Annotated in this window: 28 protein-coding genes, 1 tRNA gene and 2 pseudogenes; 22 read left to right on the top strand and 9 right to left on the bottom strand. The window is 71.3% G+C overall.

Annotated features, from left to right (window positions below):
• From Pen02_RS09470 to Pen02_RS41655, 4 genes and pseudogenes are all read left to right on the top strand, one after another.
• Nucleotides 1–570 (top strand): annotated as a pseudogene (locus Pen02_RS09470) (hypothetical protein); the annotation flags it as partial.
• Between the two features lie 121 nt (nt 571–691).
• A pseudogene (locus Pen02_RS09475) lies at nt 692–1,968 on the top strand (IS256 family transposase).
• A 102-nt stretch (nt 1,969–2,070) separates the two neighbouring features.
• On the top strand, nt 2,071–2,391 hold the full coding sequence (locus Pen02_RS41650; protein WP_275413563.1) for a recombinase zinc ribbon domain-containing protein: 321 nt from the start codon (nt 2,071–2,073) through the stop codon (nt 2,389–2,391).
• Nucleotides 2,392–2,439: 48 nt separating this feature from the next.
• Nucleotides 2,440–2,727 (top strand): hypothetical protein, encoded by a 288-nt coding sequence (locus Pen02_RS41655; RefSeq protein WP_239140353.1) that lies wholly within the window; start codon nt 2,440–2,442, stop codon nt 2,725–2,727.
• Here the strand turns inward: Pen02_RS41655 and Pen02_RS09485 are convergent.
• Nucleotides 2,709–2,792 (bottom strand) — tRNA-Leu (locus Pen02_RS09485). The two genes, Pen02_RS41655 and Pen02_RS09485, sit on opposite strands and share 19 nt — an antisense overlap.
• Nucleotides 2,793–2,947: 155 nt before the next feature.
• On the opposite strand from Pen02_RS09485, the gene Pen02_RS09490 reads away from it, so the two are divergent.
• Nucleotides 2,948–3,373, top strand: coding sequence for a RidA family protein (locus Pen02_RS09490; RefSeq protein ID WP_239140355.1), 426 nt, complete (start codon nt 2,948–2,950; stop codon nt 3,371–3,373).
• A 109-nt stretch (nt 3,374–3,482) separates the two neighbouring features.
• Here the strand turns inward: Pen02_RS09490 and Pen02_RS09495 are convergent, their stop codons facing one another.
• A complete protein-coding gene (locus Pen02_RS09495; RefSeq protein ID WP_203865576.1) occupies nt 3,483–3,998 on the bottom strand; it encodes a flavin reductase family protein in 516 nt (171 codons plus the stop codon).
• 225 nt (nt 3,999–4,223) lie between these two features.
• Between Pen02_RS09495 and Pen02_RS09500 the strand changes: the two genes are divergently transcribed.
• Nucleotides 4,224–4,706, top strand: a complete 483-nt coding sequence (locus Pen02_RS09500; protein ID WP_275413564.1) for an NADPH-dependent FMN reductase — start codon at nt 4,224–4,226, stop codon at nt 4,704–4,706.
• Between the two features lie 100 nt (nt 4,707–4,806).
• Here Pen02_RS09500 and Pen02_RS09505 read toward each other — a convergent pair whose 3' ends face one another.
• From Pen02_RS09505 to Pen02_RS09515, 3 genes are read right to left on the bottom strand one after another with little or no spacing between them, the layout of a single operon-like run.
• Entirely contained in the window at nt 4,807–5,562 is a 756-nt protein-coding gene (locus tag Pen02_RS09505; protein ID WP_203865578.1) for an ABC transporter ATP-binding protein, read from the bottom strand.
• Entirely contained in the window at nt 5,535–6,374 is an 840-nt protein-coding gene (locus Pen02_RS09510) for an ABC transporter permease (protein ID WP_203865579.1), read from the bottom strand. Before Pen02_RS09510 ends, Pen02_RS09505 begins: the two co-directional genes overlap by 28 nt.
• Nucleotides 6,371–7,408: an aliphatic sulfonate ABC transporter substrate-binding protein gene (locus Pen02_RS09515; protein ID WP_203865580.1), complete on the bottom strand. Its 1,038-nt coding sequence runs from the start codon at nt 7,406–7,408 to the stop codon at nt 6,371–6,373. Before Pen02_RS09515 ends, Pen02_RS09510 begins: the two co-directional genes overlap by 4 nt.
• 358 nt (nt 7,409–7,766) lie before the next feature.
• On the opposite strand from Pen02_RS09515, the gene Pen02_RS09520 reads away from it, so the two are divergent.
• The 16 genes from Pen02_RS09520 to Pen02_RS09590 all read left to right on the top strand — a co-directional run bounded on the left by Pen02_RS09520 (nt 7,767) and on the right by Pen02_RS09590 (nt 20,619).
• Nucleotides 7,767–9,098: an LLM class flavin-dependent oxidoreductase gene (locus Pen02_RS09520; protein ID WP_203865581.1), complete on the top strand. Its 1,332-nt coding sequence runs from the start codon at nt 7,767–7,769 to the stop codon at nt 9,096–9,098.
• A 253-nt stretch (nt 9,099–9,351) separates the two neighbouring features.
• Complete coding sequence (locus tag Pen02_RS09525) at nt 9,352–10,086, top strand: PIG-L deacetylase family protein (RefSeq protein ID WP_203865582.1); 735 nt, start codon at nt 9,352–9,354, stop codon at nt 10,084–10,086.
• A complete protein-coding gene (locus tag Pen02_RS09530) occupies nt 10,083–10,823 on the top strand; it encodes a 4-carboxy-4-hydroxy-2-oxoadipate aldolase/oxaloacetate decarboxylase (protein WP_203865583.1) in 741 nt (246 codons plus the stop codon). The genes Pen02_RS09525 and Pen02_RS09530 overlap by 4 nt, the downstream gene beginning before the upstream one ends.
• A 110-nt stretch (nt 10,824–10,933) precedes the next feature.
• The gene (locus Pen02_RS09535) at nt 10,934–11,251 is read left to right on the top strand and encodes a muconolactone Delta-isomerase (RefSeq protein WP_203865584.1); all 318 of its coding nucleotides are present in this window, start codon (nt 10,934–10,936) and stop codon (nt 11,249–11,251) included.
• Nucleotides 11,252–11,416: 165 nt separating this feature from the next.
• Complete coding sequence (locus tag Pen02_RS43195; protein ID WP_443678476.1) at nt 11,417–11,605, top strand: UGSC family (seleno)protein; 189 nt, start codon at nt 11,417–11,419, stop codon at nt 11,603–11,605.
• A 68-nt stretch (nt 11,606–11,673) separates the two neighbouring features.
• Nucleotides 11,674–11,859, top strand: coding sequence for a hypothetical protein (locus Pen02_RS09540; RefSeq protein ID WP_203865585.1), 186 nt, complete (start codon nt 11,674–11,676; stop codon nt 11,857–11,859).
• A complete protein-coding gene (locus Pen02_RS09545; RefSeq protein ID WP_203865586.1) occupies nt 11,856–12,113 on the top strand; it encodes a hypothetical protein in 258 nt (85 codons plus the stop codon). The genes Pen02_RS09540 and Pen02_RS09545 overlap by 4 nt, the downstream gene beginning before the upstream one ends.
• 149 nt (nt 12,114–12,262) lie before the next feature.
• Nucleotides 12,263–12,925 carry an FAD-dependent oxidoreductase gene (locus Pen02_RS42495; RefSeq protein ID WP_203865587.1) on the top strand — a complete coding sequence of 221 codons (663 nt, stop codon included), beginning with the start codon at nt 12,263–12,265 and terminating at the stop codon, nt 12,923–12,925.
• Nucleotides 12,913–13,770 (top strand): FAD-dependent oxidoreductase, encoded by an 858-nt coding sequence (locus Pen02_RS42500; RefSeq protein ID WP_203865588.1) that lies wholly within the window; start codon nt 12,913–12,915, stop codon nt 13,768–13,770. The genes Pen02_RS42495 and Pen02_RS42500 overlap by 13 nt, the downstream gene beginning before the upstream one ends.
• A gap of 131 nt (nt 13,771–13,901) precedes the next feature.
• Nucleotides 13,902–15,587 carry a sensor histidine kinase gene (locus Pen02_RS09560; RefSeq protein WP_203865589.1) on the top strand — a complete coding sequence of 562 codons (1,686 nt, stop codon included), beginning with the start codon at nt 13,902–13,904 and terminating at the stop codon, nt 15,585–15,587.
• A complete protein-coding gene (locus tag Pen02_RS09565) occupies nt 15,574–16,248 on the top strand; it encodes a response regulator (RefSeq protein WP_239140357.1) in 675 nt (224 codons plus the stop codon). The genes Pen02_RS09560 and Pen02_RS09565 overlap by 14 nt, the downstream gene beginning before the upstream one ends.
• A gap of 423 nt (nt 16,249–16,671) precedes the next feature.
• Nucleotides 16,672–17,712: a Rieske 2Fe-2S domain-containing protein gene (locus tag Pen02_RS09570; RefSeq protein ID WP_203865590.1), complete on the top strand. Its 1,041-nt coding sequence runs from the start codon at nt 16,672–16,674 to the stop codon at nt 17,710–17,712.
• Between the two features lie 186 nt (nt 17,713–17,898).
• A complete protein-coding gene (locus Pen02_RS09575) occupies nt 17,899–18,609 on the top strand; it encodes an alpha/beta hydrolase family protein (RefSeq protein WP_203865591.1) in 711 nt (236 codons plus the stop codon).
• 2 nt (nt 18,610–18,611) lie between these two features.
• Nucleotides 18,612–19,100, top strand: a complete 489-nt coding sequence (locus tag Pen02_RS09580; RefSeq protein WP_203865592.1) for an SDR family NAD(P)-dependent oxidoreductase — start codon at nt 18,612–18,614, stop codon at nt 19,098–19,100.
• Nucleotides 19,097–19,345, top strand: coding sequence for a hypothetical protein (locus tag Pen02_RS09585; RefSeq protein ID WP_203865593.1), 249 nt, complete (start codon nt 19,097–19,099; stop codon nt 19,343–19,345). Before Pen02_RS09580 ends, Pen02_RS09585 begins: the two co-directional genes overlap by 4 nt.
• A 23-nt stretch (nt 19,346–19,368) precedes the next feature.
• The gene (locus tag Pen02_RS09590; RefSeq protein ID WP_203865594.1) at nt 19,369–20,619 is read left to right on the top strand and encodes a DODA-type extradiol aromatic ring-opening family dioxygenase; all 1,251 of its coding nucleotides are present in this window, start codon (nt 19,369–19,371) and stop codon (nt 20,617–20,619) included.
• A 108-nt stretch (nt 20,620–20,727) separates the two neighbouring features.
• Here Pen02_RS09590 and Pen02_RS09595 read toward each other — a convergent pair whose 3' ends face one another.
• The 4 genes from Pen02_RS09595 to Pen02_RS09610 are packed head-to-tail and all read right to left on the bottom strand — an operon-like array spanning nt 20,728 to nt 24,993.
• Nucleotides 20,728–21,963 carry an endonuclease/exonuclease/phosphatase family protein gene (locus Pen02_RS09595; protein ID WP_203865595.1) on the bottom strand — a complete coding sequence of 412 codons (1,236 nt, stop codon included), beginning with the start codon at nt 21,961–21,963 and terminating at the stop codon, nt 20,728–20,730.
• Entirely contained in the window at nt 21,960–23,018 is a 1,059-nt protein-coding gene (locus Pen02_RS09600; protein ID WP_203865596.1) for a glycosyltransferase family 2 protein, read from the bottom strand. Before Pen02_RS09600 ends, Pen02_RS09595 begins: the two co-directional genes overlap by 4 nt.
• Nucleotides 23,015–24,028 carry a glycosyltransferase family 2 protein gene (locus Pen02_RS09605; protein WP_203865597.1) on the bottom strand — a complete coding sequence of 338 codons (1,014 nt, stop codon included), beginning with the start codon at nt 24,026–24,028 and terminating at the stop codon, nt 23,015–23,017. The genes Pen02_RS09600 and Pen02_RS09605 overlap by 4 nt, the downstream gene beginning before the upstream one ends.
• The gene (locus tag Pen02_RS09610; protein WP_203865598.1) at nt 24,025–24,993 is read right to left on the bottom strand and encodes a UbiA prenyltransferase family protein; all 969 of its coding nucleotides are present in this window, start codon (nt 24,991–24,993) and stop codon (nt 24,025–24,027) included. Before Pen02_RS09610 ends, Pen02_RS09605 begins: the two co-directional genes overlap by 4 nt.
• Nucleotides 24,994–24,995 lie beyond the last annotated feature (2 nt).

Consider the following 24,995-nt stretch of genomic DNA (forward strand, 5'->3'; position numbering starts at 1 on the left):
AGGATATTGCCGCATCCCCAGCGAACCTTTCGTGCTGAGTGCGGAGGTCGCAGCCTCCACGTTTGGGAGCTCCTCGAACAGGCCGGTATCAACCCGGCACCCCAGCGCACCGCGACCACTTGCGTTCGCCCCACACCGGCTGACCGACACGATCCACCGGCTCCACGCCGCCTAGTCGGGAGCCGGACCAGCAGCGTCGCGCCGGAGATCGCCGCTGCGAACAAGGTCATTGCCGCGTGTGACGCCAAACTCGTGCAGTATCGGGCCATTGCCGATGCCGGAGGTGACCCCGCCACCGTCGCCGCCTGGATGGCCGAGGTCAACGCTCAACGCGCCGTCGCCATCGTCGAACGCGACAAAGCGGCACAAGGGTCGGCTTCCCGCCGCCTCACCGAGGAGGACATCCGACGCCTCGTCGGCGGCTTCGAGGACATCCGCAACATCCTGCGCGACGCCGACAGCGCGGATAAAAGCGACGTCTACCGTGAGCTACGGCTCGTCCTCACCTACGACCCCGGCCAAAACAAAATCAGCGTCGAGGCTAAGCCTGACGCTGATTACTGTGGGTAACAGTACGTGTCCGAGGCCCAACACGAATCAATTTCGGGTGTGTCAGACGAAGTGTGTAAGCCCTGGTCCTGGCAGGGTGGCGGAGTAAAGACACTCCGCCACCCCGAAGTGCGAAGTGAGAATGACTCAATCATCTTCCGAAGCCGACATCACCAGTGGTGACGATGTCACCAGCGATGAGGTCGTCAACAGGCTGCTGGCTCAGGCCGACTCGACCGGCCGGCAGCTCGTCGGCCCGGGTGGGTTGTTGACCCAGCTGACGCAGAAGGTCCTCGAACGGGCCCTCGACACCGAGATGGCCGACCACCTCGGCTACGAACCCGGCGACCGGGCCGGCGTCGGCTCGGGCAACTCCCGCAACGGACGCAGCCGCAAGACCGTACTCACCGACATCGGACCGGTCGAGGTCTCCGTCCCCAGAGACCGCAACGGGACCTTTACACCACAGGCAGTGCGGAAACGGCAACGTCGGCTCGACGGACTCAACGACGCGATCGTCTCCCTCTACGCCCGCGGCATGACCGTCCGCGACATCCGCGCCCACCTCAACGAACTCTACGGCGTAGACGTCTCACCCGACCTGGTCTCGAAGGTCACCGACGCCGTCGCCGCAGAGATCGGCCAGTGGCAGAACCGGGCCCTGGAACCGGTGTGGGCCGTCATGTTCGTCGACGCCATGTGGGTCAAGATCCGCGACGGAGTCGTCACGAACCGGCCCGTCTACGTCGTCGTCGGAGTCGACTTCACCGGCGCCAAGCACGTCCTCGGCCTGTGGATCGGCAAGGACGGCGAAGGCGCCAAGTACTGGATGGCAGTCCTCGCCGAGCTACGTAACCGGGGCGTGACCGACGTCTGCTGCGCCTGCTGCGACGGGCTGCCCCGCCTACCGCAGGCGGTCACCGCCGTCTGGCCCGAAGCGATCGTCCAAACATGCGTCGTCCACCTGATCCGCGGGTCGATGCGGTACGCGTCGAAGCGGAACATCGCCCTGGTCAACGCCGGACTGAACCGATCTACACCGCACCCACCGTGCAAGCCGCCGCCGACGCACTCGACGCCCTCGAAGACAGCGTCCTCGGCCGACGGTATCCGGCGATCGTCCGGCTGTGTCGTAACGCCTGGACCGAGTTCACACCGTTCCTGGCCTACCCCGAACCAGTCCGTCGGGTCATCTACACCACCAACATGATCGAATCGCTGAACGCCCGACTCCGCAAAGCCACCCGCAACCGAGGCGCGTTCCCCACCGAACAAGCCGCACTGAAGACCCTGTTCCTCACCATCCGCACCATGACCCGACCCGACGGCGCAGTCGGCGTCACCCGCTCCAACGGCTGGAAAGCCACCCTCAACGCGTTCGCCATCCAGTTCGGCGACCGCATCAACATCAACAGATAGACCAGGACCTTACACGCTTAATTGGACAGTCCCGCCAGCGGCCGAGGCCGCACCGGTACCCAGCAACGAAGGGCGCGCCGCCACTACGTCCTTCGCGGACTCATGCTCTGCGGACTGTGCGGACGCAAGATGCAGAGCCACCAGGCACATGGGGCCGCTTACTACCGGTGCCGGTACCCCAACGAGTACGCCCTCGCCAACCACGTCCAGCACCCCCGCAACGTCTATGTCGCGGAACGAGACATCGTCCCCGCCCTCGACAACTGGCTCCTCAAGGCGTTCGCCCCCCCCCCGCACCGGCTGACAGATACGATCCGCCGGCTCCACGCCGCCCAACCCGAGGCCGGACCCAGCACCGTCGCGCCGGAGATCGCTACCGTGAACAAGATCATTGCCGCTTGCGACGCCAAACTCGTCCAGTAACGCGCCATCGCCGACGCCGGAGGCGATCCCGCCACCGTCGCCGCCTGGATGGCCGAGGTCAACGCCCAACGCGCAGCCGCCCTCGCCCGACGCGAGAAAGCAGGACGAGAACCGGCTCCCCGTCGCCTCGCCGAGGACGACATCCGACGGCTCGTCGGCAGCTTCGACGACATCCGCAACACGCTGCGAGACGCCGACAGTAAGGACAAGAACAACGTCTACCGCGAGCTACGGCTCGCCCTCACCTACGACCCCGGTCAAAACAAAATCAGCGTCGAGGCTAAGCCCGACGCTGATTACTGTGGGGTAACTCTACGTGTCCGAGGGGGGACTTGAACCCCCACGCCCTATACGGGCACTAGCACCTCAAGCTAGCGCGTCTGCCATTCCGCCACCCGGACCTGCATTGCGTCGCTCGCCGGTAACCCGGACGATGATCTCGTCCGTTGGCCGCCTGTAGCGCCGCACGGGGCATTACTGTACACGGCGGCGGTGGATCACGCACAGCGGCATACCCCGCGCCGCCCGGGGACGGTTCGCCCGGAGAATCGGGGCCATGATGATCTCCCGCAGCAGCCCGGACGGTCTGCATGTCACTCCGGGTTACCATCACGTCACGGTCGTCTCGGCTGGTCGTACGGCGTATCTGGCGGGGCAGTGTCCGCTGGACGGTACGGGTGACCTGGTCGGTCCGGGGGACTTCGGCGCGCAGGTGGAACAGGTGGCGGCGAACACCGTGGTCGCGCTCGGTTCGGTCGGTGCCGGCCCCGAGCACGTGGTCCGTACGGTGATCTACGTCGTCAGTGCCGACCGGGCGGTACTCGCCGAGGTGTGGCGGCGTTTCCGGGCATCTCCGCTGGCTCCGGCGTTCACCACCGCCAGCACCCTGCTCGGGGTGGTCCAGCTCGGCTACCCGGGACAGTTGATCGAACTCGACGTCACCGCCGCCCTGCCCGATCAGCCCGCCCCGCCGCCGGCATGACACCCCTGTGAGCATGACAACGCCGCTGGCACGACAACTCCGCCGGCATGACAACCCTGCCGGCATGACCGCGTCGAGGTAACGCATGACACGGCCGAGGTGGCGGTGGTCAGTGCAGGTGGGCGTACCGGCCGTTGTGGTAGATCAGCGGCTCGCCTTCGACGTACCGGGTGGCCACCGGCTCGGCGATCATGATCAGGTGATCTCCGGCGGTGATCCGTTCGACCACCCGGCACACCAGCCAGGCCAGCGCGCCGTCGAGCAACGGAACTCCGTGCGGGCCGGGCTGCCAGGAGGTCGGCGCCGCGAACCGGTCGATCCCGCTGGTGGCGAAGGTCCGGGCCAGTTCCGCCTGGTCCCGGCCCAGCAGGTGCACGGCGACGTGCTCGGCGGCCTCGAGGGTCGGTCGGCTCGACGATCCCTGGTCGAGGCAGAACGAGACCAGTGGTGGCCGCAGTGACACCGAGGTGAACGAGGTGGCGGTGAAACCGGCCGGCGGTCGTCCGGGGGCGGTGATGACGGTCACGGTTGCGGCCTGGTGCCGGAGCAGGGTACGGAGGTGATCGGCCGTCACCGGCGGGGGCGGCTCGGATTCCGGCTCCGCATCCCCGGTGCGCCGCGTCATCTGGTCCTCCCCGTGGTCCGGTGATCCATGATACCGACGGGTACCCCTTTAACCTATCGGGTAGATAGGATTTACTCGGATCTGCGCGCCGCGACCTCCCTCGATCCCTTCGGGATCGTGGCGCGCGGCAGCCGTGGCTACAGTGGACGGCCGGGACGGGTGCAGAGCCGGAGGCGGTCGCCGGAACGAGGGCGCCGAACGTCGGCGCCGGGCGGAGGAGCATACGTGAGCGAGATAGTCGTCATCTCCGGCAATCCGCGCCCCGGGTCGCGTACCCGAGGGCTCGCCGCCTCGGTCGGCGAGGCGATCGCCCGTCGTGAGCACGCCGCGCCACCCGTCGTCGTCGACCTGGCGGAGTACGGACCGGACCTGCTCGTGCCGGACGACCCCGGCGTGTCGGAGGGCGTGGCCACGGCACGGGCCGCCCGGGTCCTGGTGGTGGCCACCCCGACCTACAAGGGCAGCTACACCGGGATCCTGAAGGTCTTCCTCGACCGCCTGCCGCACCAGGCCCTCACCGGAGTGGTCGCGGTACCGGTCACCGTGGGCGCCACCACGGAGCAGGCCGCCCAGTCCGAGCGGCACCTGCGTGGCCTGCTCGCCGAACTCGGGGCCGAGGTGCGCCCCGGGCTGGCGGTGCTCGAGTCCACCCTGGGCGACCCGGGTCTGGCGAACGCCTACGCCGCGACCCTGCCCGTCCGGACCTGACACCGCGAGCCCTTGGTGGCCGGCGGCGGGATCCTCGGCGAGACCTCCGACAGCCGCGCCGTACGGGGGCCCAGCCGCGTCCTGCGGCCGGGCCGCCCGATCAGGTGCCGGCCGCCCCGTCCTGGTCCGGGCGTACGCCCAGCCTGTCGAGCAGGTGCCGGCGAAGTGGCCCGAAGCCGGGATGGTCGACGGCACGTGGCCGGGGAAGCGGCACCTCGGCGTCCTCCACGATCCGTCCACTGTCGAGTACGAGGGTGCGGTCGGCCAGCAGCAGTGCCTCGTCCACGTCGTGGGTGACCAGCAGCGCGGCGAACCCGTGCTCGGCGTGCAGCCGGCCGAACAGGGTCTGCATCTTCAGTCGGGTGAGCGCGTCGAGGGCGCCGAACGGCTCGTCGAGCAGCATCAGCGCCGGCTCGCGGACCAGTGCCCGGGCGAACGCGACCCGTTGGGCCTGACCGCCGGAGAGTTCGGCGGGCCAGGCCCGGTCCCGTTCGGCGAGCCCGACCTCGGCGAGCGCGGCGGCGACCCGCTGCCGTACGCCGGGGCCCGGCACCCCGAGCGAGACGTTGCCGGCCACCCGCTTCCAGGGCAGCAACCGGTGTTCCTGGAAGACCACGGCCTGACTGCCCGCTCGGGTGATCTCCCCGGTGGCCTCGGGATCGAGACCGGCCAGGATGCGCAGCAGAGTGCTCTTGCCGGAGCCGCTGCCGCCGAGCAGTGCCACCACCTCGCCCGGCACGATGGCGAGGTCGACGCCGTCGAGTACCACCGCCGCGCCGAACGAGCGGCGTACGTTCCGCGCGGTGACGACCGGTCGGGTGGCGGTGCTCAGACCGCCTGTAGTCCGCGTCGCCACGTCAGGGTCCTCCCTTCCAGGAACCGGATCGCCAGGTCGGACAGCAGCCCGAGGAGTGCGTAGACGAGCAGGCCGAGCAGCACCACGTCGGTCTGGCTGAACTCACGCGCCTCCATCATCAGGAAGCCGATCCCGGTCTGCGCGTTCACCTGCTCGCCGACCACCAGGCTCAGCCAGGCGGCGCCGAGGGCCAGCCGCAGCCCGAGGAAGAGCGACGGCAGCGCACCGGGCAGTACGACGTGCCGGATCCGGGCGAGCTGGCCGAGTCCGCAGGTACGGGCCGCCTCGACGAGGCGTTCGTCGATGTCCCGGATGCCGGCGTACGTGTTGAAGTAGATCGGGAAGAACGCGCCGAGCGCCACGAGGCTGATCTTCAGCGACTCGCCGATGCCCACCCAGATGATCAGCAACGGCACCAGCCCGAGGTGCGGCAGCATCCGGGCCATCTGCACCGGCGGGTCGACGAGGTCGTCGCCGAGTCGGAGCAGACCCGCCGTGGCACCGAGTACCAGCGCCAGGATGCCGCCGATGGCCAGCCCTATCCCGGCCCGGGTGAGCGAGTCGAGCAGGTGTACCCCGAGCGTGCCGTCCCGGGCGAGCCGCCAGCCGGTCTGGGCCACCGCAATCGGCGCGGGAAGCTTCTCCGGCGGCAGCAGTCCGGTCTGGGCCGCCGCCTGCCAGAGCACCAGCAGCGCGACCGGGGTGACGGCCCGTCGCCAGCGTCGCGCCGACCGGGTCCGACCGCCGGATCGGCGGGTGTCCGGCGCGGCGGCCGGTGCCCCTCGGGCTGTCTCGACCAGGGTGTCGGTCACCGGAACACCTCGCCGAACCGGTCGTCCACCAGCGGTGCGATCTCGACCCGCTCGGGGATCAGTTCCAGTTTCGTGAAGCCGTCCGCGATCGCCTGGAGTTCGGCGCCGATCTCGGGGGTCACCGGGGCGAGCGGCTTGGCGCTGCGGGCCAGGGCACGGGCGGTGGTCGGCTCGTCGATCTTCAGCTCGGGAGCCAGGATCTTCGTCCGCTCCGCCGGGTTGGCGATGCCCCAGTCGGTGACCGTCCGGTACGTCTTCAGGAACTCGCGGATCTGGTCGGGCTTGCGTTCCAGTGCCTCGGGAGAGACCAGGATGTACTCGCGGTTGCTGGCCAGTCCGGTGGCGTCGGCCAGAATCTTCACCCCGGGCTGCTCGGCCAGCGCGAAGTACGGGTCCCAGATGATCCACGCGTCGACCTGGTCGTTGTCGAAAGCCGGTCGGGCCTCGGCCGGCTTCAGGTACTTCACGTTGATGTCGGCGAGCGTCATCTGGTGCGCTTCCAGGAGCTTGACCAGCAGCCAGTTGACGTTCGACCCCTTGTTGAGGGCCACCGTCCTGCCCTTCAGGTCGGCGAAGCTGCGGAAACCCTTGGCCTCCTTGACCAGCACCGCCTCGCCCTGGGGCACCGGCTCCGACGTACCGATGATTCGGAACTTGATTTTCCCGGCGGCGGCGAAGACCGGCGGTGCCTCGCCGACCTGGCCGATGTCGATCGCGCCGGCCTTGAGCGCCTCGGTCAGTGCCGGGCCGCTCTCGAACAGCGACCAGGTGGCGTCCGGGGCCTCGCCACGGGCCTTCACCAGGCTCAGACCGCCGAAGCGCTGGTAGCCGACGAGCAGCTTGCCGGAGTCGGCGCCCGCACTGTCGTCCTCGCCGCAGCCGGCGAGTGCCCCGGTCGCGGTCAGGGCCACGGCGAGCAGGGCGGCGAGCAGGCTACGGGGTCGCCGCCCGGTGCGGCTATGGCCGGGCGGACGGCGGTGGCCGTCGTCGGCGGACCGGTGACGATGGGCGGGAGCAGGGGTGCGCTGGTACATCGGGATGCTCCTGAAGGGGTGGAGTCCGGCCGGCGAGGTCGGTGGGCAGGGCGGGCACGGCGTGCCGGCGGTCGGCTCGAGTCGGGGGTATGGCGGGCACGGGCGGGCCGCGGTCGAGGTGCAGTCGGGATGGACGGCGGGCGCCGGTGCCGGCCGAGGGAGGGCGGCCGGACGCGACAGGGGTACGTCGCCGGCCCGGGACCACCGCAGCTTAGCCTACTAAACCGATAGGATTTATGGATAGAGTGTCGGGGCCGGAGATCGGACGGCGGACGGTTCGCCCCGGCGACCACCCGCTCTCCGCCCGACGCCCATTCGTTCCACCGCGCCCCGGGCGCATCCTCACCGGAGGAACACCATGACGCTCACCTTCCACTGGTTCCTGCCGACCTATGGCGACAGTCGGGACATCGTCGGCGGCGGGCACGGCCTGCCACCGGGTACCGCCGGAGGCGCCCGGCCGGCCACCGTGGCGTACCTCGGGCAGATCGCCCGCACCGCCGAACAGCTCGGTTTCGTCGGCGCGCTCACCCCGACCGGCGCCTGGTGCGAGGACGCCTGGCTGGCCACCGCGATGCTCACCGAGGTCACCGAGCGGCTGAAGTTCCTCGTCGCGTTCCGCCCCGGGCTGACCTCGCCGACGCTGGCCGCCCAGATGGCCTCCACCTTCCAGCGTCTCTCCCACGGGCGGCTCCTGCTCAACGTCGTCACCGGCGGGGAGTCGCACGAGCAGCGCGGCTACGGCGACTTCCTCGACAAGGACGCCCGGTACGCCCGTGCCGACGAATTCCTGCACGTCGTACGCGCATTGTGGCGGGGCGAGACGGTCAGCCACGCGGGGGAGCACCTGCGGGTGGAGCAGGCCCGGTTGAACCGGCTGCCCGACCCGGCGCCGCCGATCTACTTCGGCGGCTCCTCCAAGGCCGCCGGCCCGGTGGCGGTACGGCACAGCGACGTGTACCTGACCTGGGGCGAACCGCCGGCACAGGTGGCCGAGAAACTGGCCTGGATCCGAGGGCTGGCCGCCGACGCGGGCCGGGAACTCCGGTTCGGGATCCGGCTGCACGTCATCGCCCGGGACACCGCCGAGGCGGCCTGGGCACAGGCGCAGCGGCTGCTCGACGGCATCGCCGACGCCGACGTCGCGGCGGTGCAGGCCGGCCTGGGGCGCAGCGAGTCCGAGGGACAGCGCCGGATGCTGGAACTGCACGGCGGTTCCCGGGACCGGCTCGAGGTCTCGCCGAACCTCTGGGCCGGAGTCGGGCTGGTGCGCGGCGGCGCGGGTACGGCACTGGTCGGCAGCCACACCGAGGTCGCCGACCGGATCGCCGAGTACCACGCCCTCGGCATCACCGAGTTCATCCTCTCCGGACATCCGCACCTGGAGGAGGCGTACTGGGTCGGCGAGGGGGTGCTGCCGATCCTGCGCCGGCGCGGGCTGTGGCGGCACCCGTCCGGCGAGGCGCCGGCACCGGCCACCGAGATCCCGTTCGCGGCCTCGACCGCCGACGGCGGCACCGCAACGCCGAGCGGCACGGAGTCCGCCAGCGGCACCGGAACGCCGAACGGCACCGGGACCGCCAGCGGCGGCGGAACCCCGAACGGCGCAGGGACAGCGAGTGACGGCGGAACCCCGAACGGCGCCGGAACGACGGACGGTATCGGTATCCCGAACCGCGTCGGACGGTAGCCGGGCGGCGACTCCGTGCCGTCCCGGCCGTCGGTGCGGCCAATTCGGATAACGTTCCCGGACGTATCCGGCGGCACTCGGCCGGGGCGGCCTCCCGCCATCTTTCGGTACGCCCGCGTGTCGCCAAGATTGTTCACAATCTTATTGGCAATAGTGTTGCCCGCACCTATGATCGGTCTGCCTCCGACAAACATGGCGGCTTCCGCCCGCGACGCCATGCCGCACTGGCGGAACCGCGCGGAAAGGATTGTCGATGACAGCGTCTCCGATCGGGCCGGGTCCGGTCCTTGTGGTAAGCGCACACGCCGCCGATTTCGTCTGGCGTGCGGGTGGCGCCATCGCACTCAGCGCCTCCCGAGGCCAGCAGGTGCACGTGCTCTGCCTCACCTTCGGAGAGAAGGGGGAGTCGCAGGGGCTGTGGAAGCAGCCCGGGATGACCCTCGACCGGGTCAAGGAGGCGAGGCGGGACGAGGCCGGTCGCGCGGCGAAGGTGCTCGGCGCCGACATCGAGTTCCTCGACGTGGGCGACTACCCGCTGCGGGCGACCGACGAGCTCTACGACAGCGTCGTCACGACCATCCGCCGGGTGAACCCGGCCGTGATCATCACCCATCCGGCCAAGGACCCGTACAACCTCGACCACTCGCTGACCCACGAGATCGTGCTCCGGTCCAGGATGGTGGCCCAGGCGGCCGGACACGACCGGGACAGCCAGCCGATCGGCGCACCGAACGTACTCCAGTTCGAGCCGCACCAGCCCGAGCAGTGCGGCTTCGTACCGAACCTGCTGCTGGACATCAGCCCGGTCTTCGAGCGCAAGGTCGAGGCAATGCGGATCATGGGCGCCCAGGGGCACCTGGTCGCGTACTACACCGACCTCGGGGTACGGCGCGGGGTGCAGGCGGTCCGCAACGGCGGGGCCAAGTCGATCAGCCACGCCGAGGCGTACCAGCGGGTCTTCCCGGTCGTCGGGGACGAACTGCTGTGACCGGTCACGTCATCGTCCGCACCGACGCCGCACCCCCGGCCGACGCGGTCGCGCAGCTCGCCGCGCAGGGCGTGTCGACGGTGCACGAGGCGCAGGGCCGCACCGGACTGCTCGGACCGCTGCTCCGACCGATCTACCCCGGTGCCCGGATCGCCGGTCGGGCGGTCACGGTGTCCGCCCAGCCGGGCGACAACCTGATGATCCACGCGGCGGTCGAGCAGACCCGGCCCGGCGACGTACTCGTGGTCGCCTTCACCTCGACCAGCACCGACGGTGCTTTCGGCGAACTGCTGGCCACCTCGCTGCGGGCCCGGGGCGTGCTCGGCCTGGTCATCGACGCGGGCTGCCGCGACGTGGCCGCACTGACCGAGATGGGCTTCCCGGTCTGGTCCCGGGCGGTTTCCGCACAGGGCACCGTGAAGGCGAGCCCCGGCTCGGTCAACGTCCCGATCGTGCTCGGCGGCGCCTACGTGCGACCCGGCGACGTGATCGTGGCCGACGACGACGGCGCCCTGGTCGTGCCGCGAGAGCGGGCCCGCGAGGTGGCCGCCGCCGGAGCCGAACGGGAGGCCAAGGAGGAGGAGAAGCGCCGCCAACTCGCCGACGGCGTACTCGGGCTGGACATGTACAACCTCCGCCCACTGCTGGACCGGCTCGGCGTCCGCTACGTCGACGCCGAGGGTACGGCGGACGGTGCCGCTCTGGAGACCGATCCCGGCGCCACCGGGCCCTCCTGAGCCCTACGGCGCTGACCAGCACCTTTCGAATACCCCTGCCTGGGCGCCGGCCGGTCGCGGACCGTCGCGGCCGGCCGGCGACCTGGCCGCACCGAGGAGGCCACGGCCGAATGGAGTTCCTGGTACGGCAGTTCAACCGGATGCCGGCGGACGAGGAGTCCCGACGGCTCCGCGAGGAGTTGCGCCCGCGCGAGCGTCAGGTCGCGCAGCGGTTGCGGGAGGCGGGCATCCTGCGCCGGCTGTGGCGGGTGCCGGGCACCCAGCACGCGATCGGGCTGTACGAGGCCGAGGACGTCACCGTGCTGCACGACGCGCTCTCCTCGCTGCCGATGTTCCCCTGGCTGGAGATCGAGATCGAGCCGCTGGCGGTACATCCGCAGGAGCGGAAGGCGTCGGCAGCGCCGGCAGCCGGCTCCGGCCCGGAGTAGTCGGTCGGGCGGCCGGCTGCGTCAAATGACGTAGCCCGACCCGTCCCGGCCGGCCGGCACGAGCCGTCATTTGCGTATCGACCCGGTCCGCCGGTTTCCATATTTTCTAACCCACGGGACAGGACGGTTGGCGGCACCACCGAATCGGGGAGGATCGTCACCACGATGGCATTCGAACCACTCGTCCGTCCGATCGGTGCTGGCGAACTGACGGCGAACACCACTCCGGCATCCCGACCGGAAACAATACGTGGCCGTACTCTCGGTCTGCCGAACAATACCGAGCCGAATGCGGCCGTCCTGCTGCACAAACCCGGCGGGCAACTCCGACGCGGATACGGCGTATGGGGGTAGTCCGCTATACCGAGCCCATTTCGGTACGCCCGTCGAACAGACCCGGGTCGAGCGGATCGTGCAGGAGTGTGACCTCGCCGTCGCGGCGGTCGGTGATCGAGGCCCGGCACCGGGTGGTCAACTCCCCGGACCCGGTTGTGGTCGTCGTCGCCGGTGCCGCCGACGCGGGCGTCTCGGCGGTCGCCGACACGCCCGGACCACGCGGTGGCCACCCGGCCACCGTCGCAGTGCAGGAGCCGAAGGAGAGGCGATGACCACCGAGCAGCAGGCCCCGGACCCGGCCCTGGACGCCGCGTTCGCCGACATCGTGACCGTACTCGCCCGGGACGGCTACGCCGCCGCCTGGGAGTTGGACCCCGACGGCGCGGTGACCTTCCGGGTCGCCGCCACCGAGAACGCCTGCGCGGAGTGCCTGGTCCCGGCACCGGTGATGGAGGCCATCCTGGGCAGCGCCCTGGAAGGCACCGGCTACCACGTCGGTCGGGTCGAACTGCCCGCCGACCACTGAACCTTTTTCAACCTGAACCGCGCGCGGCTCACGCTCCGCGTCTGACCTCGCGGTCGGTCGAACCGCAAGGGGAGGTTGAAAAAGGTTCACTGACCGCGGTCAAGCCGACCGGCCACCGGGGCGACCACCGACCGTGCGAAAGGCGATCCATGGCATCCCGCAACTCCCGGATCCGCGAACCGGAACGCACCATCCCGGTACGTGGCGAGTACGACGTGGTGGTCGTCGGCGGCGGACCGGCCGGACTGATGGCCGCCGCCGCGTCGGCGCGTACCGGCCGGTCGACGATCCTGCTGGAGCGGTACGGCTTCCTCGGTGGCGCCGGCACGATGGGCGGGCTGAGCACGTTCTGCGGGCTGCACGCCCGGGTGCGCGGCGAGCACCGTCGGGTGATCAGGGGACTCGCCGACGAACTGCTGGACCGGCTGGAACGGATGGACGGGCTGAACGCACCGCACCTGTCGGTCGCCGACCGGATCATGGCGCAGGCGTTCGACATCTCGGCGTACAAGATGGCCGCCGACGACCTGGTGCTGGCCGGCGGCGGCAGGCTGCTCTTCCACGCGATGGCGGTAGGCGTCTCGATGGCCAGCCCGACCGAGATCGACGCGGTGATCGTCGAGTCGAAGTCGGGGCGCAGCGCCGTCCGGGGCCGGGTCTTCGTCGACGCCACCGGCGACGGTGACCTGGCGGCCTGGTCCGGTGCGCCGTACGAGGTGTCGCCGAAACTGCTCTACCCGTCGCTGATGTTCCGGATCAACGGGGTGGACCCGACCGGGCCGGCGAGGCGTGGAAGACCGTGGCCCGGCTGATGGACGAGGCGGAACGGGCCGGTACGCACACCTTTCCGCGCAAGAAGCCGATCGTCCGGCCACAGCGCAACCCGCTGGAGTGGCGGGCCAACCTCACCCAGTTGAGCAACCCGGACGGCAGCGCGGTGGACGGCACCGACGTGGACGGGCTGACCCACGGCGAGATCCAGGGCCGCCGGCAGGTACGCGACGCGTTCGCCTTCATCCGGGACCACACCCCGGGCTTCGAGGACTCGTACGTCGTCGACCTCTCGCCCCAGATCGGCATCCGGGAGACCCGACGGATCATCGGGCCGTACCAGCTCACCGAGGACGACATCCTGGACTGCGTCGACTTCCCGGACACCATCGGAGTGAACGGCTGGCCGGTGGAGGCACACGTCGCCGGGGACGTCGAGTTCCGGTTCCCCCGCGCCGACCTCGCCTCGCGCGGGTTCAACCAGCTTCCGTACCGGATGATGCTGCCGCAGGTGGTGCAGAACCTCTTCGTGGCCGGCCGGTGCGCGTCGATGACCCAGCGGGGCCAGTCCTCGGCCCGGGTCACCGGCCCGTGCTTCGCGATGGGCCAGGCCGCCGGCACCGCCGCCGACCTCGCCCTCTCCGCCGGGGTGGCGCTGCGCGACGTCGACGTGGCGACCTTGCAGAAGCGGCTGGTCGAGAACGGCGCCTACCTCGGCACCGACCTGCCACCGGACACCGCTGCCGCACCTGCCGGCACGGGTGGACCAGGCAGTGCTGCCGCACCGGCCGGCCCGAGTAGATCAGGCAGCGCTGCCGCTCGCCGCCCGTCCCGGCCGTCGGCTGTGGCTGGCCCGACGTTTACGCCCGCGAGGTCGGACCGCTGACCCAGGACACCACCCCGAACGGCCGGTCAGCTCCGTCGGCGGTCGGCACTTGACGGTCGCCATATCCTGATCGAACGACGTTATCGCTGGTCAGCGCGGCAGTCGCCGGCCGGCGGGGCAGGGAACGGACCATGACGACGGCGCTTCCGCGAGCCCGGCCCGGGGATATCACCCCCGGGCCGGAACTCGCACTGCTGCACGCCGTCGGGCAGGTCGTGGCCGGCGGCCTGGCGCTGCTGGACGAGCGGCACCGGCTGGTGTGGCTCAGTCCCGGCGCCGCCGACCTGTTCGGTGAACCGGCGTCGGCACTACTCGGGCGGGCATGGCCGGCCGAACTGCCCCCGCTCAACGACGGCGGCCCGGTTGTGTCGCTCGCCGAGGCGCTGGCCGGGCGGGCGTCCGGCCAGCACGACGCCTCGGTCAGCCTGGACGCCTCGGTCAGCCTGGACGCCTCGGCCAACCTTGACGCCTCGGTCAACCTTGACGGCTCCGGCGTGCGGCGGGTCGTGCAGTACCGGGCCGGGTGGGTGCGGGTGGACGGGGTCCGGCGGGTACTCGTGTCGATCACGGACCTGACCGAGACGCGCCGTCAGCAGCGGCGGCTGGCCGCAGTGGCCCGGGCCGCGTCGAGCGTCGCGGACGCGGGCCGGCTCAGCGCCACCCTCGACGCGTTGGCCCGGGCCGTCTTCGAGTCCACCGGGCTGGCCGCCGTGCAGATCCTCACCCTGCACGGCGACGAGCGGGAACTGCGGATGATGGGCGAGGCCGGATTCTTCGACGTCGAGAACTTCAGCGAGAAGCTCGCCGAGTGCCGCCGCCGGGGCGCCGAACTCAAGATGCTCGAAGCCGCCGTGCGGTGCACCCCGATCGTCGTACTGCACCGCAAGCCGGACATCATGTCGGATCCCGCCTGGGAACCGCTGCACGACATCATGGGCGCGGTCGACTGGGACAGCTTCGTCAGTATGCCCCTGTCGGCTCGGGACTCCTGCGTCGGCGTGCTGAACGCCTTCTTCACCCCGGGCGAGGATCCGGGCCCGGCCGAACTGGAGTTCCTGGCCGCCATCGCCGACCAGGCCGCGATGGCGGTCGACTACGCCGGACTGCTCGCCGCCTCCCGTGCCGAGGTACGCCGGGAGGAGCGCCAGCGCCTCGCCCGGGACCTGCACGACTCGGTGGTGCAGCGGGTCTTCTCGATGCGGATGCAGTCCACCGCGCTGCGGGCCCGGATCGCCCAGCGGGCACCGGAGTCCGTCGGCGATCTCGGACCGATCGCCGACGAGCTGATCACGTTGTCCCGGACGGCGCTGGCGGACCTCCGTGACCTGATCTTCGAGCTGCGTCCGGCCGAACTGGTCGACGCCGGTCTGCTCGAAGTGCTCCGGATGCACGTACGCTCGACCGAGGCGCGTACCGGGATGCGGATCAGGATCGAGCTGCCGGAGTCGCTGGAGGACGTACCGACCGAGGCGCAGGAGGACCTCTACCGGATCGTCCAGGAGACGCTGAACAACGTGGTGAAGCACGCCCGCGCGGACACCGCCCGGGTCCGGCTGCGGCGTGTCGGGCCGACCGGCGAGGGGCTCGAACTCGACGTCCAGGACGACGGGCCCGGAGACGGCCGGTACGGCAACCACACCCTCGGCCTCGGCCTGCTGTCGATGCGGGAACGCGCCCAGCGCTGGGGCGGATCGCTGCACGCCGGCCGGCTGCCCGGCGGCGGGTACCAGGTCCGGGCCGTCTTCCCCCGACTGCTGGCCGGTGCCGGGCCGGGGACCGACCACCCTGAGCAGAGGAGCCGGCTTGACCGACCGTGATGCCCGGATCGGCGTACTCGTGGTGGACGACCACACGGTGGTCCGCCGTGGCCTGCGCGCCTACCTCGAAGTGGTCGACGGGATCGACGTGATCGCCGAGGCCGGCGACGGGCAGGAGGCGTTGGACCGGATCGCCCGGCTGACCACCGAGCACCGGCCGCCCGAGGTGGTGCTGATGGACCTGGTGATGCCCCGGATGGACGGGATCGCGGCGACCCGGGAGATCGCCCGCCGCCATCCGGAGGTCCGGGTGGTCGTGCTGACCAGCTTCGGCGAGGTGGAGCGGGTGCAGACGGCGTTGCAGGCGGGCGCCGCCGGCTACCTGCTCAAGGACGCCGAGCCGGAGGAGGTCGTGCAGGCCATCTTCGCCGCCGCCCGGGGCGAGGTGCACCTCGATGCGGCGGTGACCCGCCGGCTGACCCGGCAGATGGTCTCCCGGGACGTCGGACTCTCCGCGCTCACCCCACGGGAACGGGACATCCTCGCGCTTGTCGCCCAGGGCCGGTCGAACCAGCAGATCGCCGAGCAGTTGGTGATCAGCGAGCGGACCGCGCGTACCCATGTCAGCCACGTACTCAGCAAGCTGAACCTGGCGTCGCGGACCCAGGCAGCGCTGGTCGCGATCCGGGAGGGACTCGTACCGCCACCCGGGGCCGACTGACGCCGGACGCGACGGATGACGCCGCCCGGGGCCGACTGACGCCGGACCATGCCCCGTTGACGCCGGACCGTGCCGAATGGTGCCGGACCCTGCCGGATGACGCTGGACGCGACGGATGACGTAGCCGGACCGCTACAGAGTGTCCGTCGGGTGCCGTCATTCGCGTGAAGCCCCGGCCCGTTCGGCCGACCTAGTCTCGGCTGCACCGGGGGAGGCAGCCTCCCCTACCAGCCACGGAGGGACTGCGTTGGCGATGGGACCGGCAGCGCCGCCCCGGCGGCGGCCCGGATGATCAGCTTCTCCCGAGCCCGTGGCGACCGGCTCGTCCGCGACCTCTGAGCCCGTGGCCCGCGCGATGCCGTCGGCGAAGTGGGGGCGCCCGGACCCGGCCCGGCGTGCCTCGGTGACTCTCAAGGAGATCTGATGCCACACGTGCAGAACGGCTGGTACCTGGCCGCCTGGTCCGACGAGGTCGGGCGGACGCTGACCCAGCGGTGGATCGCCGGTAACCCGGTCTGCCTGTACCGGCTGGGCGACGGCACCCCGGTCGCCCTGGAGGACCGCTGCCCGCACCGGAAGTTCCCGCTCTCCCTCGGCCGGCTCGACGGCGACGTGCTGGAGTGCAACTACCACGGGTACCGGTTCGACGGCACCGGTGCCTGCGTCGGCGTCGCCGAGCAGCAGGACAAGCCCCGGGCCGCGACCCGCCGGTTCCGACTGCTCGAACGGGACGGCATCGTCTGGATCTGGCCCGGCGACCCGGACCGGGCGGACGAGTCGCAGCTTCCGGACACCTCCTGGCTGACCGATCCGAACTGGACACACGTCAGGGGCGTACTGCCGTTGAAGGCCCGGCACCTGCTGCTGGTGGAGAACCTGCTCGACCTGTCGCACGAGACGTTCCTGCATCCGTCGACGATCGGCAACGCGGCGGTGGCCGCCACCCCGATCGAGGTCACCACCGCCGGGCCGAAGGTCTACTTCCAGCGCCGAATGACCGGGGTGCAGGCGCCGCCGTTCTACGAGAAGTCGATGGGGCTGACCGGGCCGGTCGACCGCTGGCAGGACGGCGAGTTCCACCCGCCGGGCATCTTCGTACTCAACATCCGGCTGGCCGCCACCGGGACCGAGGAGCCGGAGGGCTTCCACATGAAGGTTCTCTATGGAATGACGCCGGCCACCGAGAACGAGTGCCACGACTTCTACGCGCTGGCCCGGGACTACGCGACCGACGACGAGCAGCTCACCACCTTTCAGCACGAGCAGCAGCTCTCGGTGATGGCCGAGGACGTGCAGGCGCTGGAGGTCCAGGAGGTCATGTACGCCACCGAGCGGCGCCGGGTGGTCGAGTCGAGCATCCGTTCCGACCTCGCCGCGCTGCGCGGCCGGCGGGTGCTCCAGAAGATGCTGGCCGCCGAGGCGGCGGAGAAGACGACAGCCGGCCCGGTACCGGCGACCCGGTAGGCGTCAGACGGCAGGCGCCCAGTGGTAGGCGTCCACCGCTGGCGGTCCGGCGGTAGACGTCCGGCGATAGGTATCCGGCCGACGGCGGTTGGCCGGCGGTTGACAGTGGACGGTCGAGGCAGCACGGCGAGCTGGGACGAGACGGGAGAGGACGACGATGGCAGGCAACCTGGTCGGGAGCGCCGCGTGAGCACCTTCGTGCTGGTGCACGGTGCCTGGCACGGCGGCTGGTGCTGGCGCCGGGTCACCCCGCTGCTGCGGGCGGCCGGGCACGAGGTGCTGACGCCGACGCTGACCGGGGTCGGCGACCGGGCACACCTGGTCAGCCCGCTGGTCGGTCTGGAGACGCACATCGAGGACGTGGTCCGGTGCGTCGACGCGGAGACCGACGCCGACGGCGAGGTGGTACTGGTCGGGCACAGCTACGCCGGACTGGTGGTCACCGGGGTCGCGGACCGCCGGCCGGCGAAGGTGTCCCGGCGGATCTACCTCGACGCCTTCCTGCCGTTCGACGGCGAGTCCGGGATCGGCCTGCTGCCCGAGAAGGTCGCCGGGCACTACCGGGAGTCGATAGCCGGTGCCGGGCACGGCTGGCTGATCCCGCCCCGCTCGCTCCAGGTGCTCGGCGTCACCGAGCCGGACGACCTGGCCTGGCTCACCCCACGACTGACCCCGCACCCGTGGCGTAGCTACACCGAACCACTGCGGATCGGTACCGCCGTCGACGAGGTGCCCGGCGCGTTCGTCGAGTGCGTCGACTGGATGCGGGTCTTCACCCCGTACGCCGAGCGGGCCCGGGAGCGCGGCTGGCCGGTGGTCGAGCTGCCGACCGGGCACGAGGCGATGGTCACCGCACCTCGGGCGCTGGCCGAGGCGCTGCTGCGGTTGGCCGGCTGACGATGACCGGCGCGCAACGGCTGCGGGGCCGGGTCGCGGTGCTGACCGGGGCGGCCGGCGGGCTCGGCCGGGCCATCGCCCGCCGGCTGTACGACGAGGGCGCCCTGGTCGCCGGGCTCGACGTACTGCCGGTCGAAGAGACCAGCCGGGCGGTCAACGTCGCCTCCCGAACCTTCTGCACCGGCAGCCCCGGCCAGCTCGCGTACGTGGCCAGCAAGGGCGCGCTGGTGGGGACGACCCGGGTACTCGCCCGGGAACTCGGCGAACACCGGATCACGGTCAACGCGGCCGTACCGGCCGAGGTGGAGACACCCGGTACCGCCCGGCACTCCGGACCCGAGGTGTTCGAGCGAACGATGCGGCAGCAGGCGATCCGGGAGTACGTGACCCCGGAGGGGTTCGCCGGACTGGTCGCGTACCTGGTCTCCGACGACGCCGTACTGCCGACCGGCCAGACGGTGGTGTACGACGGGGGAGGGCTGCTGCGATGAGGAACGGGCCGGGCGCCGGCACGTCGGACGGGCCGGTGGTGGAGGAGTTCTCCGCCACCTGGACGCCCGGCTCGACCGACCTGACCGGTACCTGCTTCTGCGGTGCCCGGCACCAGGACCCGGACCCGGTCGCGATGTGGGACTGGCTGGACGCGCACCCCGAGGGCCACCACGCCACCCCGACCGCGACCGGCGCCCCGCACGCGGCCGAGGCCGACGGGAAGAGCCGACAGGAAGGACCGTGACATGAGCACATCGGGGAGCCGGCATGGCTGAGATCGTCGCGGCGGCTGCCGCCGTCCACGCGCCGCAACTGATCAGCCGGCCGCAGAACGAGGAGCTGGAGAAGCTCGACCGGGGCACCGACGCGCTGCACCGGCTGGGCCGGGTACTCGACGAGACGTCGCCGGACGTCCTGCTGGTGATCGGCCTGGACCACCTGGAGACGTTCTGGCTCGGCGCGGCACCGACCTTCACCGTCTTCGTCGGCGAGCACGCCGAGGCGGACTACGCCGGACGGGTGCACCGGAAGGTGCCGGTGCACACCGACCTCGCGGTGGACCTGCTCAACGGACTGGTCGCCCGGGACTTCGACATGACATTCTCCCAGGAGGGCATCCTCGGGCACGCCTTCCTCACCCCGTTCCAGTACGTCCTCCAGGATCGCCCGATCCCGGTGGTGCCGCTGCTGGTCAACGTCTACCTGCCGCCGCTGCCGAGCCCGCGCCGCTGCTACGCGCTGGGTCGGGCGATCGCCGACGTCCTGGCGTCCCGCCCCGAGCGGGTCGCCGTACTCGCCAGCGGCGGGATGTCGCACTTCCCCGGCACCGCCCGCTACCACGACCCGCAGCTCTCCTTCGACGAGTGGGTGTTGCAGGAGGTGGGCGCCGGCCGCTGGCAGGAACTACTGGACCTGACGCCGGTACAGCTCGACGAGGTGGGGGAGGGGGAGTTGCTCACCTGGTTCGTGATGCTCGGCATCACCGGCGAACTGCCCGCGTCGATGCTCTCCTACCAGGCGCTCTCCCACCACGGGCACGGCGTGGTGCAACTGGTCCCGCCGGTAGCCCCGGCCGCTCCGGCGCCGGAGCCGACCGTGCCGCGCTACGGCGGTCACGTCTTCACCCAGACCGACTACCGCTGGTACCGGTTCCCGGAGCCGAGCAGTTTCGCGCTGAACCGCCTACTGCACCAGATCATCGTGAACCCGGGCTTCCGGTCCGAGTTCGTCCGGGACCGGGCCGCCGTGGTCGGTGCGGCCGAGCTGACCGATCCGGAACGCCGGGCGCTGCTGGCCGAGGGCTTCGACGAACTGGTCGGCGTCGGTGCCCATCCGCTGCTCGCACTCTCCGCCCGACAGGTCGTGGCGCTGGAACTGCACCGGCCGGCACCGGTCGCTACCAGACCGGCGCTCACCGCTGCCGCGACGGCGCCCACCGCTGCCGCGACGGCGCCCACCGCTGCCGCGACCGCGCCCGCACAGGACGCGGCGCTGACAGCGGGCGGCGAGAACCCGTGACGGATGGAGATCCGGCGCGGCGAAGGTCCCGCCGGCTCTCCACCACCCGCAGACGAGCGCGGGCGACCCGCACGACGCCTTCTCCCGGTTCTGGCCGCCTCCGCCCGGCTACCGCAGCGAGATCACCAGCTGCTGGGCCCGGTGGTCGGAGACCCCGCCAGTCGGGCCGCCGAACCCGTAGGAGTGCACCCGGACGGCAGCCGAGACGAAGGCCCAGTCCAACCGCCACCAGCGGGGCCAGCCGGAACTGTCCGACCAGGTCGCCGGATAGCGCGCCGACGACGCGTAGCTGGCGTCCCGGAGCCGGTCCGGCACCTTCGCCAGGTCGCCCATTGCCGGGCTGGTGTTCAGGTCACCGGCGACCAGCATCGGATGCGGGTTCGCCGCCACGTCCCGGGCCAGCGCCCGCCACTGCGGCTCCCGCAGCGTGTGCTGCTCCCGGATCACCCGGTAGAACTCGCCGCCCAGCGGGCTGTGGTCCGGCACCAACTGCACCGGCATGTGCAGGTTGTACACCGACAGCACCCGTCCCGCCCCCACGTCCAGGTCGGTACGGAGCACCTTGTACCGCCAGTGGTCCGCCGAACCCCACTTCGGCGGCGGCATGTCCGGGGCGTCCAGCGGCAGCCGGCGCAGGATCGGATGTCGGGACAGCGTCACCAGCTCGCCGGCCACCGCGACCTCGAACCCCGGAAACTCGGTACGCAGCCGGGCCAACTCCGCCTCGCCCGGCCCGGCCGAGTGCTCGTACCAGTACTCCTGGAGCAGGTAGACGTCGGCGTCGGCGGCCCGGAGCTGCGCGTACATTCCGTCGGTCTGGCCGCCCTCGTCCCAGTAGCCGGGGTTCCAACTGAAGATCCGGACCGCGTCGGGCGGGGCCGGACCGTCGCCGCCGGCCAGCCCGCGCAGGTTCAGCCCGGACAGCGGCCCGCCGAGCAGCAGCGCGGCGGCGGCGAGCATCGCCACCGGCCCGCGCGACCGGCGACACGGCGAAGCGCCCACGGCCAGCACCACCGGCACGACGAGGAAGGCCGGCGGCGGGATCGCGTCCACCGCCAGCCACAGCCACCACTGTCCACTGAGCACCAGGTGGGCCACCGTGAACGCCAGCCACAGCCCGCCGGCGGCGACCAGGGCGGTGTAGAGCCACCACCGCCACCCGCGCCGCCGCCGGCCCGCCCGCACACCCTCGATCGCCGCCGCACCGGCTCCCGCCGCGTCGAGCGACGGGGTGACGCCGGTCGATGCGGTGTCGACGGCCCGTGCGGTGTCGACCCTCGGGGGGCTGTCGGCGGCCGAGCGGGCGGGCAGCAGTCCGTCGCTGCCGGGGGCGGCGACCGTCACGCCGGACCCCGCAGCGGGGTCGGGTCGACCGGGAACGAGGCGTCGTAGAGCCGGCGGAACGGGCCGGAGGCGAGCCACTGCACCGCACCGGTGGCGACCCCGGCGGTGATGGTGACGTTGACCAGGAAGTGCAGCCCGGCGAAGAAGACCAGGAAGGGTACGCCGTGCCGGCGGCGGACGAAGCCGTACATGCCGGCGTCGCAGGCGAGCGAGGCGGTCAGCAGGGCGGCCGGGGCGAGCAGCCCCCACGGGCCGAGCAGCAGCGGCACCGCCAGCGCCGGCAACACCCCGAACGCGGCGAGGCTGCCCCAGGCCCTGGCGGCGGTCTCGAAGCCCTGGCCGAAGCGGCGGGCCCGGGCGTACAGCGGAATCCGTAGCCGGCCCCGGTGGAACAGCTTGCGCAGCAGCCCGCGCAGCGCGTGGTCGTGGTCGTGCCGGCCCCGGACCAGCGAGGTGAGCACCAGGCGGTAGCGCCGGCTCAGCCGGTAGCCGTAGTCGACCTCCTCGGTGTGCCGCAGCTCCGGGTTGAACGGGCCGATCTCCTCGAAGACGTGCCGGCGCAGCACGCAGACCGCCGGGAACAGGAACGACACGTCACCTTCCGAGCTGATCGACCAGTAGTGATATTGCAGGCCACGATAGCGGGCCACCGCCGTGTCGTGCAGCAGCGGCTCGGGATCCTCGATCCCGCAGACCGCCCCGATCCGGGAGTCGCCGAGGATCAGCCGTACCGCGTTCGCCACCGCGTCCGGCGCCAGCACCAGGTCGGAGTCGACGTAGCAGATCAGCTCGCCGGTGGTGTGCGCGGCGCCGATGTTGCGGGCCCGGCCGCAGCCGCCGTTGCGTCCGGTGCTGACCACCCGGACGCCGAGCGCCTCGGCCACCGCCACCGACTGGTCGGTCGAGCAGTCGTCGACCATCAGGATCTCGATGTTCGGGTACGTCTGGTCCAGGATCGACCGCAGGCACAGGTCGAGCGACTCGGCGTAGTTGTAGTTCGGCACGATCACCGAAACGAGCGGGCCGTCGCCCGGTCGGGCACCGTTCACCGTCATCGGGTGGCCACCTCCGGCCGGTCGTAGAGGCCACGGAACCGGCCCGAGGCGAGCCAGGCGGTCACCCCGGAGATGGCGGCGACCGCGATCACCAGGTTAAGGAAGAAGTGCATCGCGACGAAGTAGCCCAGGAACAACACGCCGCGTTCCCGGCGGACGAACCGGTACATCGGCAGGTCGCCGGCGAGGCAGGCGGCGAGGACGGCCAGCGGCACCACCAGGAACGCCAGGCCGAACAGCACCGGCAGCGCCACGGTCAACACGGTCAGCAGGGCGGCCACGCTGACCCAGGCGCGCGGCCCGCTGCTCAGCCCGCCGGGAAACTCCGGCTTGCGGGCGTACATCGGGATGTGCAACGCGGTGCGGGTGAAGACCTTGCGGACCAGCACGCCGAGGTCGGCGTCGTGGTCGTGCACGCCGCGCACCCGGGGGGAGAGCCAGATCTGGTACCGCTGCGCCAGCCGCATCCCGTAGTCCGCGTTCTCGGTCTCCCGCAGTCGCGGGTTGAACGGCCCGATCTCGGCGAAGACCCGGGCCGGGACCGCCAGCAGTGCGGTGTAGAGGGTGAAGATCCGGCCCTCGTCCGCGATCAGCCAGTACGACTGCTGGAGGCAGCGGTACTCCTCCAGCAGGCTGTCCCGGACCAGGGGCACCGGGTCGTAGTTGCCGCAGATCGCCCCGATCTCCGGGTCGGCCGTGAGCAGCTCGACCGCGTTGGCCACCGCGTCCGGCTTGGCGGCGACGTCCGAGTCGAGGAAGAACAGGATCTCGCCCTGCGCCTGCGCCGCGCCCAGGTTCCGGGCCGCCGCCGGTCCGGAGTTGGTCGGGGTACGCAGCACCCGCGCACCGTACGACTCGGCGACCGCGACCGAGTCGTCGGTGGAGCAGTCGTCGACCACGATCAGTTCCAGGTGCGGGTAGGTCTGCGCCCGCACCGAGCCGAGGCACAGTCCGAGCGCCCTCGCATAGTTGTAGTTCGGCACGATCACCGAGACGAGCGGTGTGTTCATCGATCCATCCAAGTCAGCAGGGCGGGATAGCGGGCACCGAGTTCCGCCAGGGTCAGCGTGGTGGTGATCAGGACGGCACTGGCCACGATCATCCGGTCGCGCAGCAGGGCCCGGATCGGATCCCCGCCGGACTGCCGGACCAGTACCGCCTGGAGATAGCGGAACGCGGCGAGCAGGCCGAGCGGCACCACCACGGCGAGGGTGGCGGGGCGCCAGGGCCCGAGCGGCGCGTCGGTGTTCAGGTAGAGCAGGAAGGTGGTGCTGGCCAGCGCCGTGTTCAGCCCCAGCAGGTGGTCGGCGAGCAGCACGTTGTAGCCGGCCAGCGCCGGCCGGTGCGCCGTACCGGCGGTGGCCAGTTCGTGCCGCCGCTTGCCGAGGATCAGCACCAGGCAGCCGGCGAAGACGGCGGTGAGCAGCAGTCCCGACGGTGCCGCCCCGGTGGCCGCGTACCCTTGGAGGACCCGCAGCACGAAGCCGGCGGCGACCACGCAGATGTCCAGCATCGGCAGGTGTTTGAGCCACCGGCTGTAGGCGATGCTGAGTCCGAGGTAGCCGACCAGTGGCCACCAGGACAGGGCCGGGCCGAGCAGCACCATCCCGAGCAGCAGCCCGGCCAGTCCGACCGCGAGCAGCCAGGCCAGCGGGACCGGGACGAGTCCGGCGGCGACCGGACGGTACCGCTTGACCGGGTGGGTGCGGTCCAGCCGGCGGTCCACGATGTCGTTGACGACGTAGATCGTCGAGGCGGCGACCGTGAACACCAGCACGGCCCAGCCGGTACGCAGCACCGCCGACGCGCTCCACAGTGGTGTGTCGAGCAGCGCCAGCGGTACGGCCAGCAGGTTCTTGACCGCGTGGCCGGGGCGGGTGAGTACGACGAGTTGCCGGGCCAGCGCGGGCGTCCGGAGACCGCGCGCGGGAACGGCCGGTACGGCGGTCTCGACGACGGTCTCGACGGCGGTCACCG

Origin of the sequence: Plantactinospora endophytica, assembly GCF_016862915.1 — a bacterium.
In the GTDB taxonomy this organism is placed as follows: Bacteria; Actinomycetota; Actinomycetes; order Mycobacteriales; family Micromonosporaceae; genus Plantactinospora; species Plantactinospora endophytica.

Coding starts and splice junctions, on each gene's coding strand:
- Pen02_RS41650 (WP_275413563.1), top strand. CDS start 2,071: ATGCTCTGCGGACTGTGCGGACGCAAGATGCAGAGCCACCAGGCACAT.
- Pen02_RS41655 (WP_239140353.1), top strand. CDS start 2,440: ATGGCCGAGGTCAACGCCCAACGCGCAGCCGCCCTCGCCCGACGCGAG.
- Pen02_RS09490 (WP_239140355.1), top strand. CDS start 2,948: ATGATGATCTCCCGCAGCAGCCCGGACGGTCTGCATGTCACTCCGGGT.
- Pen02_RS09495 (WP_203865576.1), bottom strand. CDS start 3,998: ATGACGCGGCGCACCGGGGATGCGGAGCCGGAATCCGAGCCGCCCCCG.
- Pen02_RS09515 (WP_203865580.1), bottom strand. CDS start 7,408: ATGTACCAGCGCACCCCTGCTCCCGCCCATCGTCACCGGTCCGCCGAC.
- Pen02_RS09520 (WP_203865581.1), top strand. CDS start 7,767: ATGACGCTCACCTTCCACTGGTTCCTGCCGACCTATGGCGACAGTCGG.
- Pen02_RS09525 (WP_203865582.1), top strand. CDS start 9,352: ATGACAGCGTCTCCGATCGGGCCGGGTCCGGTCCTTGTGGTAAGCGCA.
- Pen02_RS09535 (WP_203865584.1), top strand. CDS start 10,934: ATGGAGTTCCTGGTACGGCAGTTCAACCGGATGCCGGCGGACGAGGAG.
- Pen02_RS43195 (WP_443678476.1), top strand. CDS start 11,417: ATGGCATTCGAACCACTCGTCCGTCCGATCGGTGCTGGCGAACTGACG.
- Pen02_RS09545 (WP_203865586.1), top strand. CDS start 11,856: ATGACCACCGAGCAGCAGGCCCCGGACCCGGCCCTGGACGCCGCGTTC.
- Pen02_RS42495 (WP_203865587.1), top strand. CDS start 12,263: ATGGCATCCCGCAACTCCCGGATCCGCGAACCGGAACGCACCATCCCG.
- Pen02_RS09560 (WP_203865589.1), top strand. CDS start 13,902: ATGACGACGGCGCTTCCGCGAGCCCGGCCCGGGGATATCACCCCCGGG.
- Pen02_RS09570 (WP_203865590.1), top strand. CDS start 16,672: ATGCCACACGTGCAGAACGGCTGGTACCTGGCCGCCTGGTCCGACGAG.
- Pen02_RS09580 (WP_203865592.1), top strand. CDS start 18,612: ATGACCGGCGCGCAACGGCTGCGGGGCCGGGTCGCGGTGCTGACCGGG.
- Pen02_RS09585 (WP_203865593.1), top strand. CDS start 19,097: ATGAGGAACGGGCCGGGCGCCGGCACGTCGGACGGGCCGGTGGTGGAG.
- Pen02_RS09590 (WP_203865594.1), top strand. CDS start 19,369: ATGGCTGAGATCGTCGCGGCGGCTGCCGCCGTCCACGCGCCGCAACTG.
- Pen02_RS09600 (WP_203865596.1), bottom strand. CDS start 23,018: ATGACGGTGAACGGTGCCCGACCGGGCGACGGCCCGCTCGTTTCGGTG.
- Pen02_RS09605 (WP_203865597.1), bottom strand. CDS start 24,028: ATGAACACACCGCTCGTCTCGGTGATCGTGCCGAACTACAACTATGCG.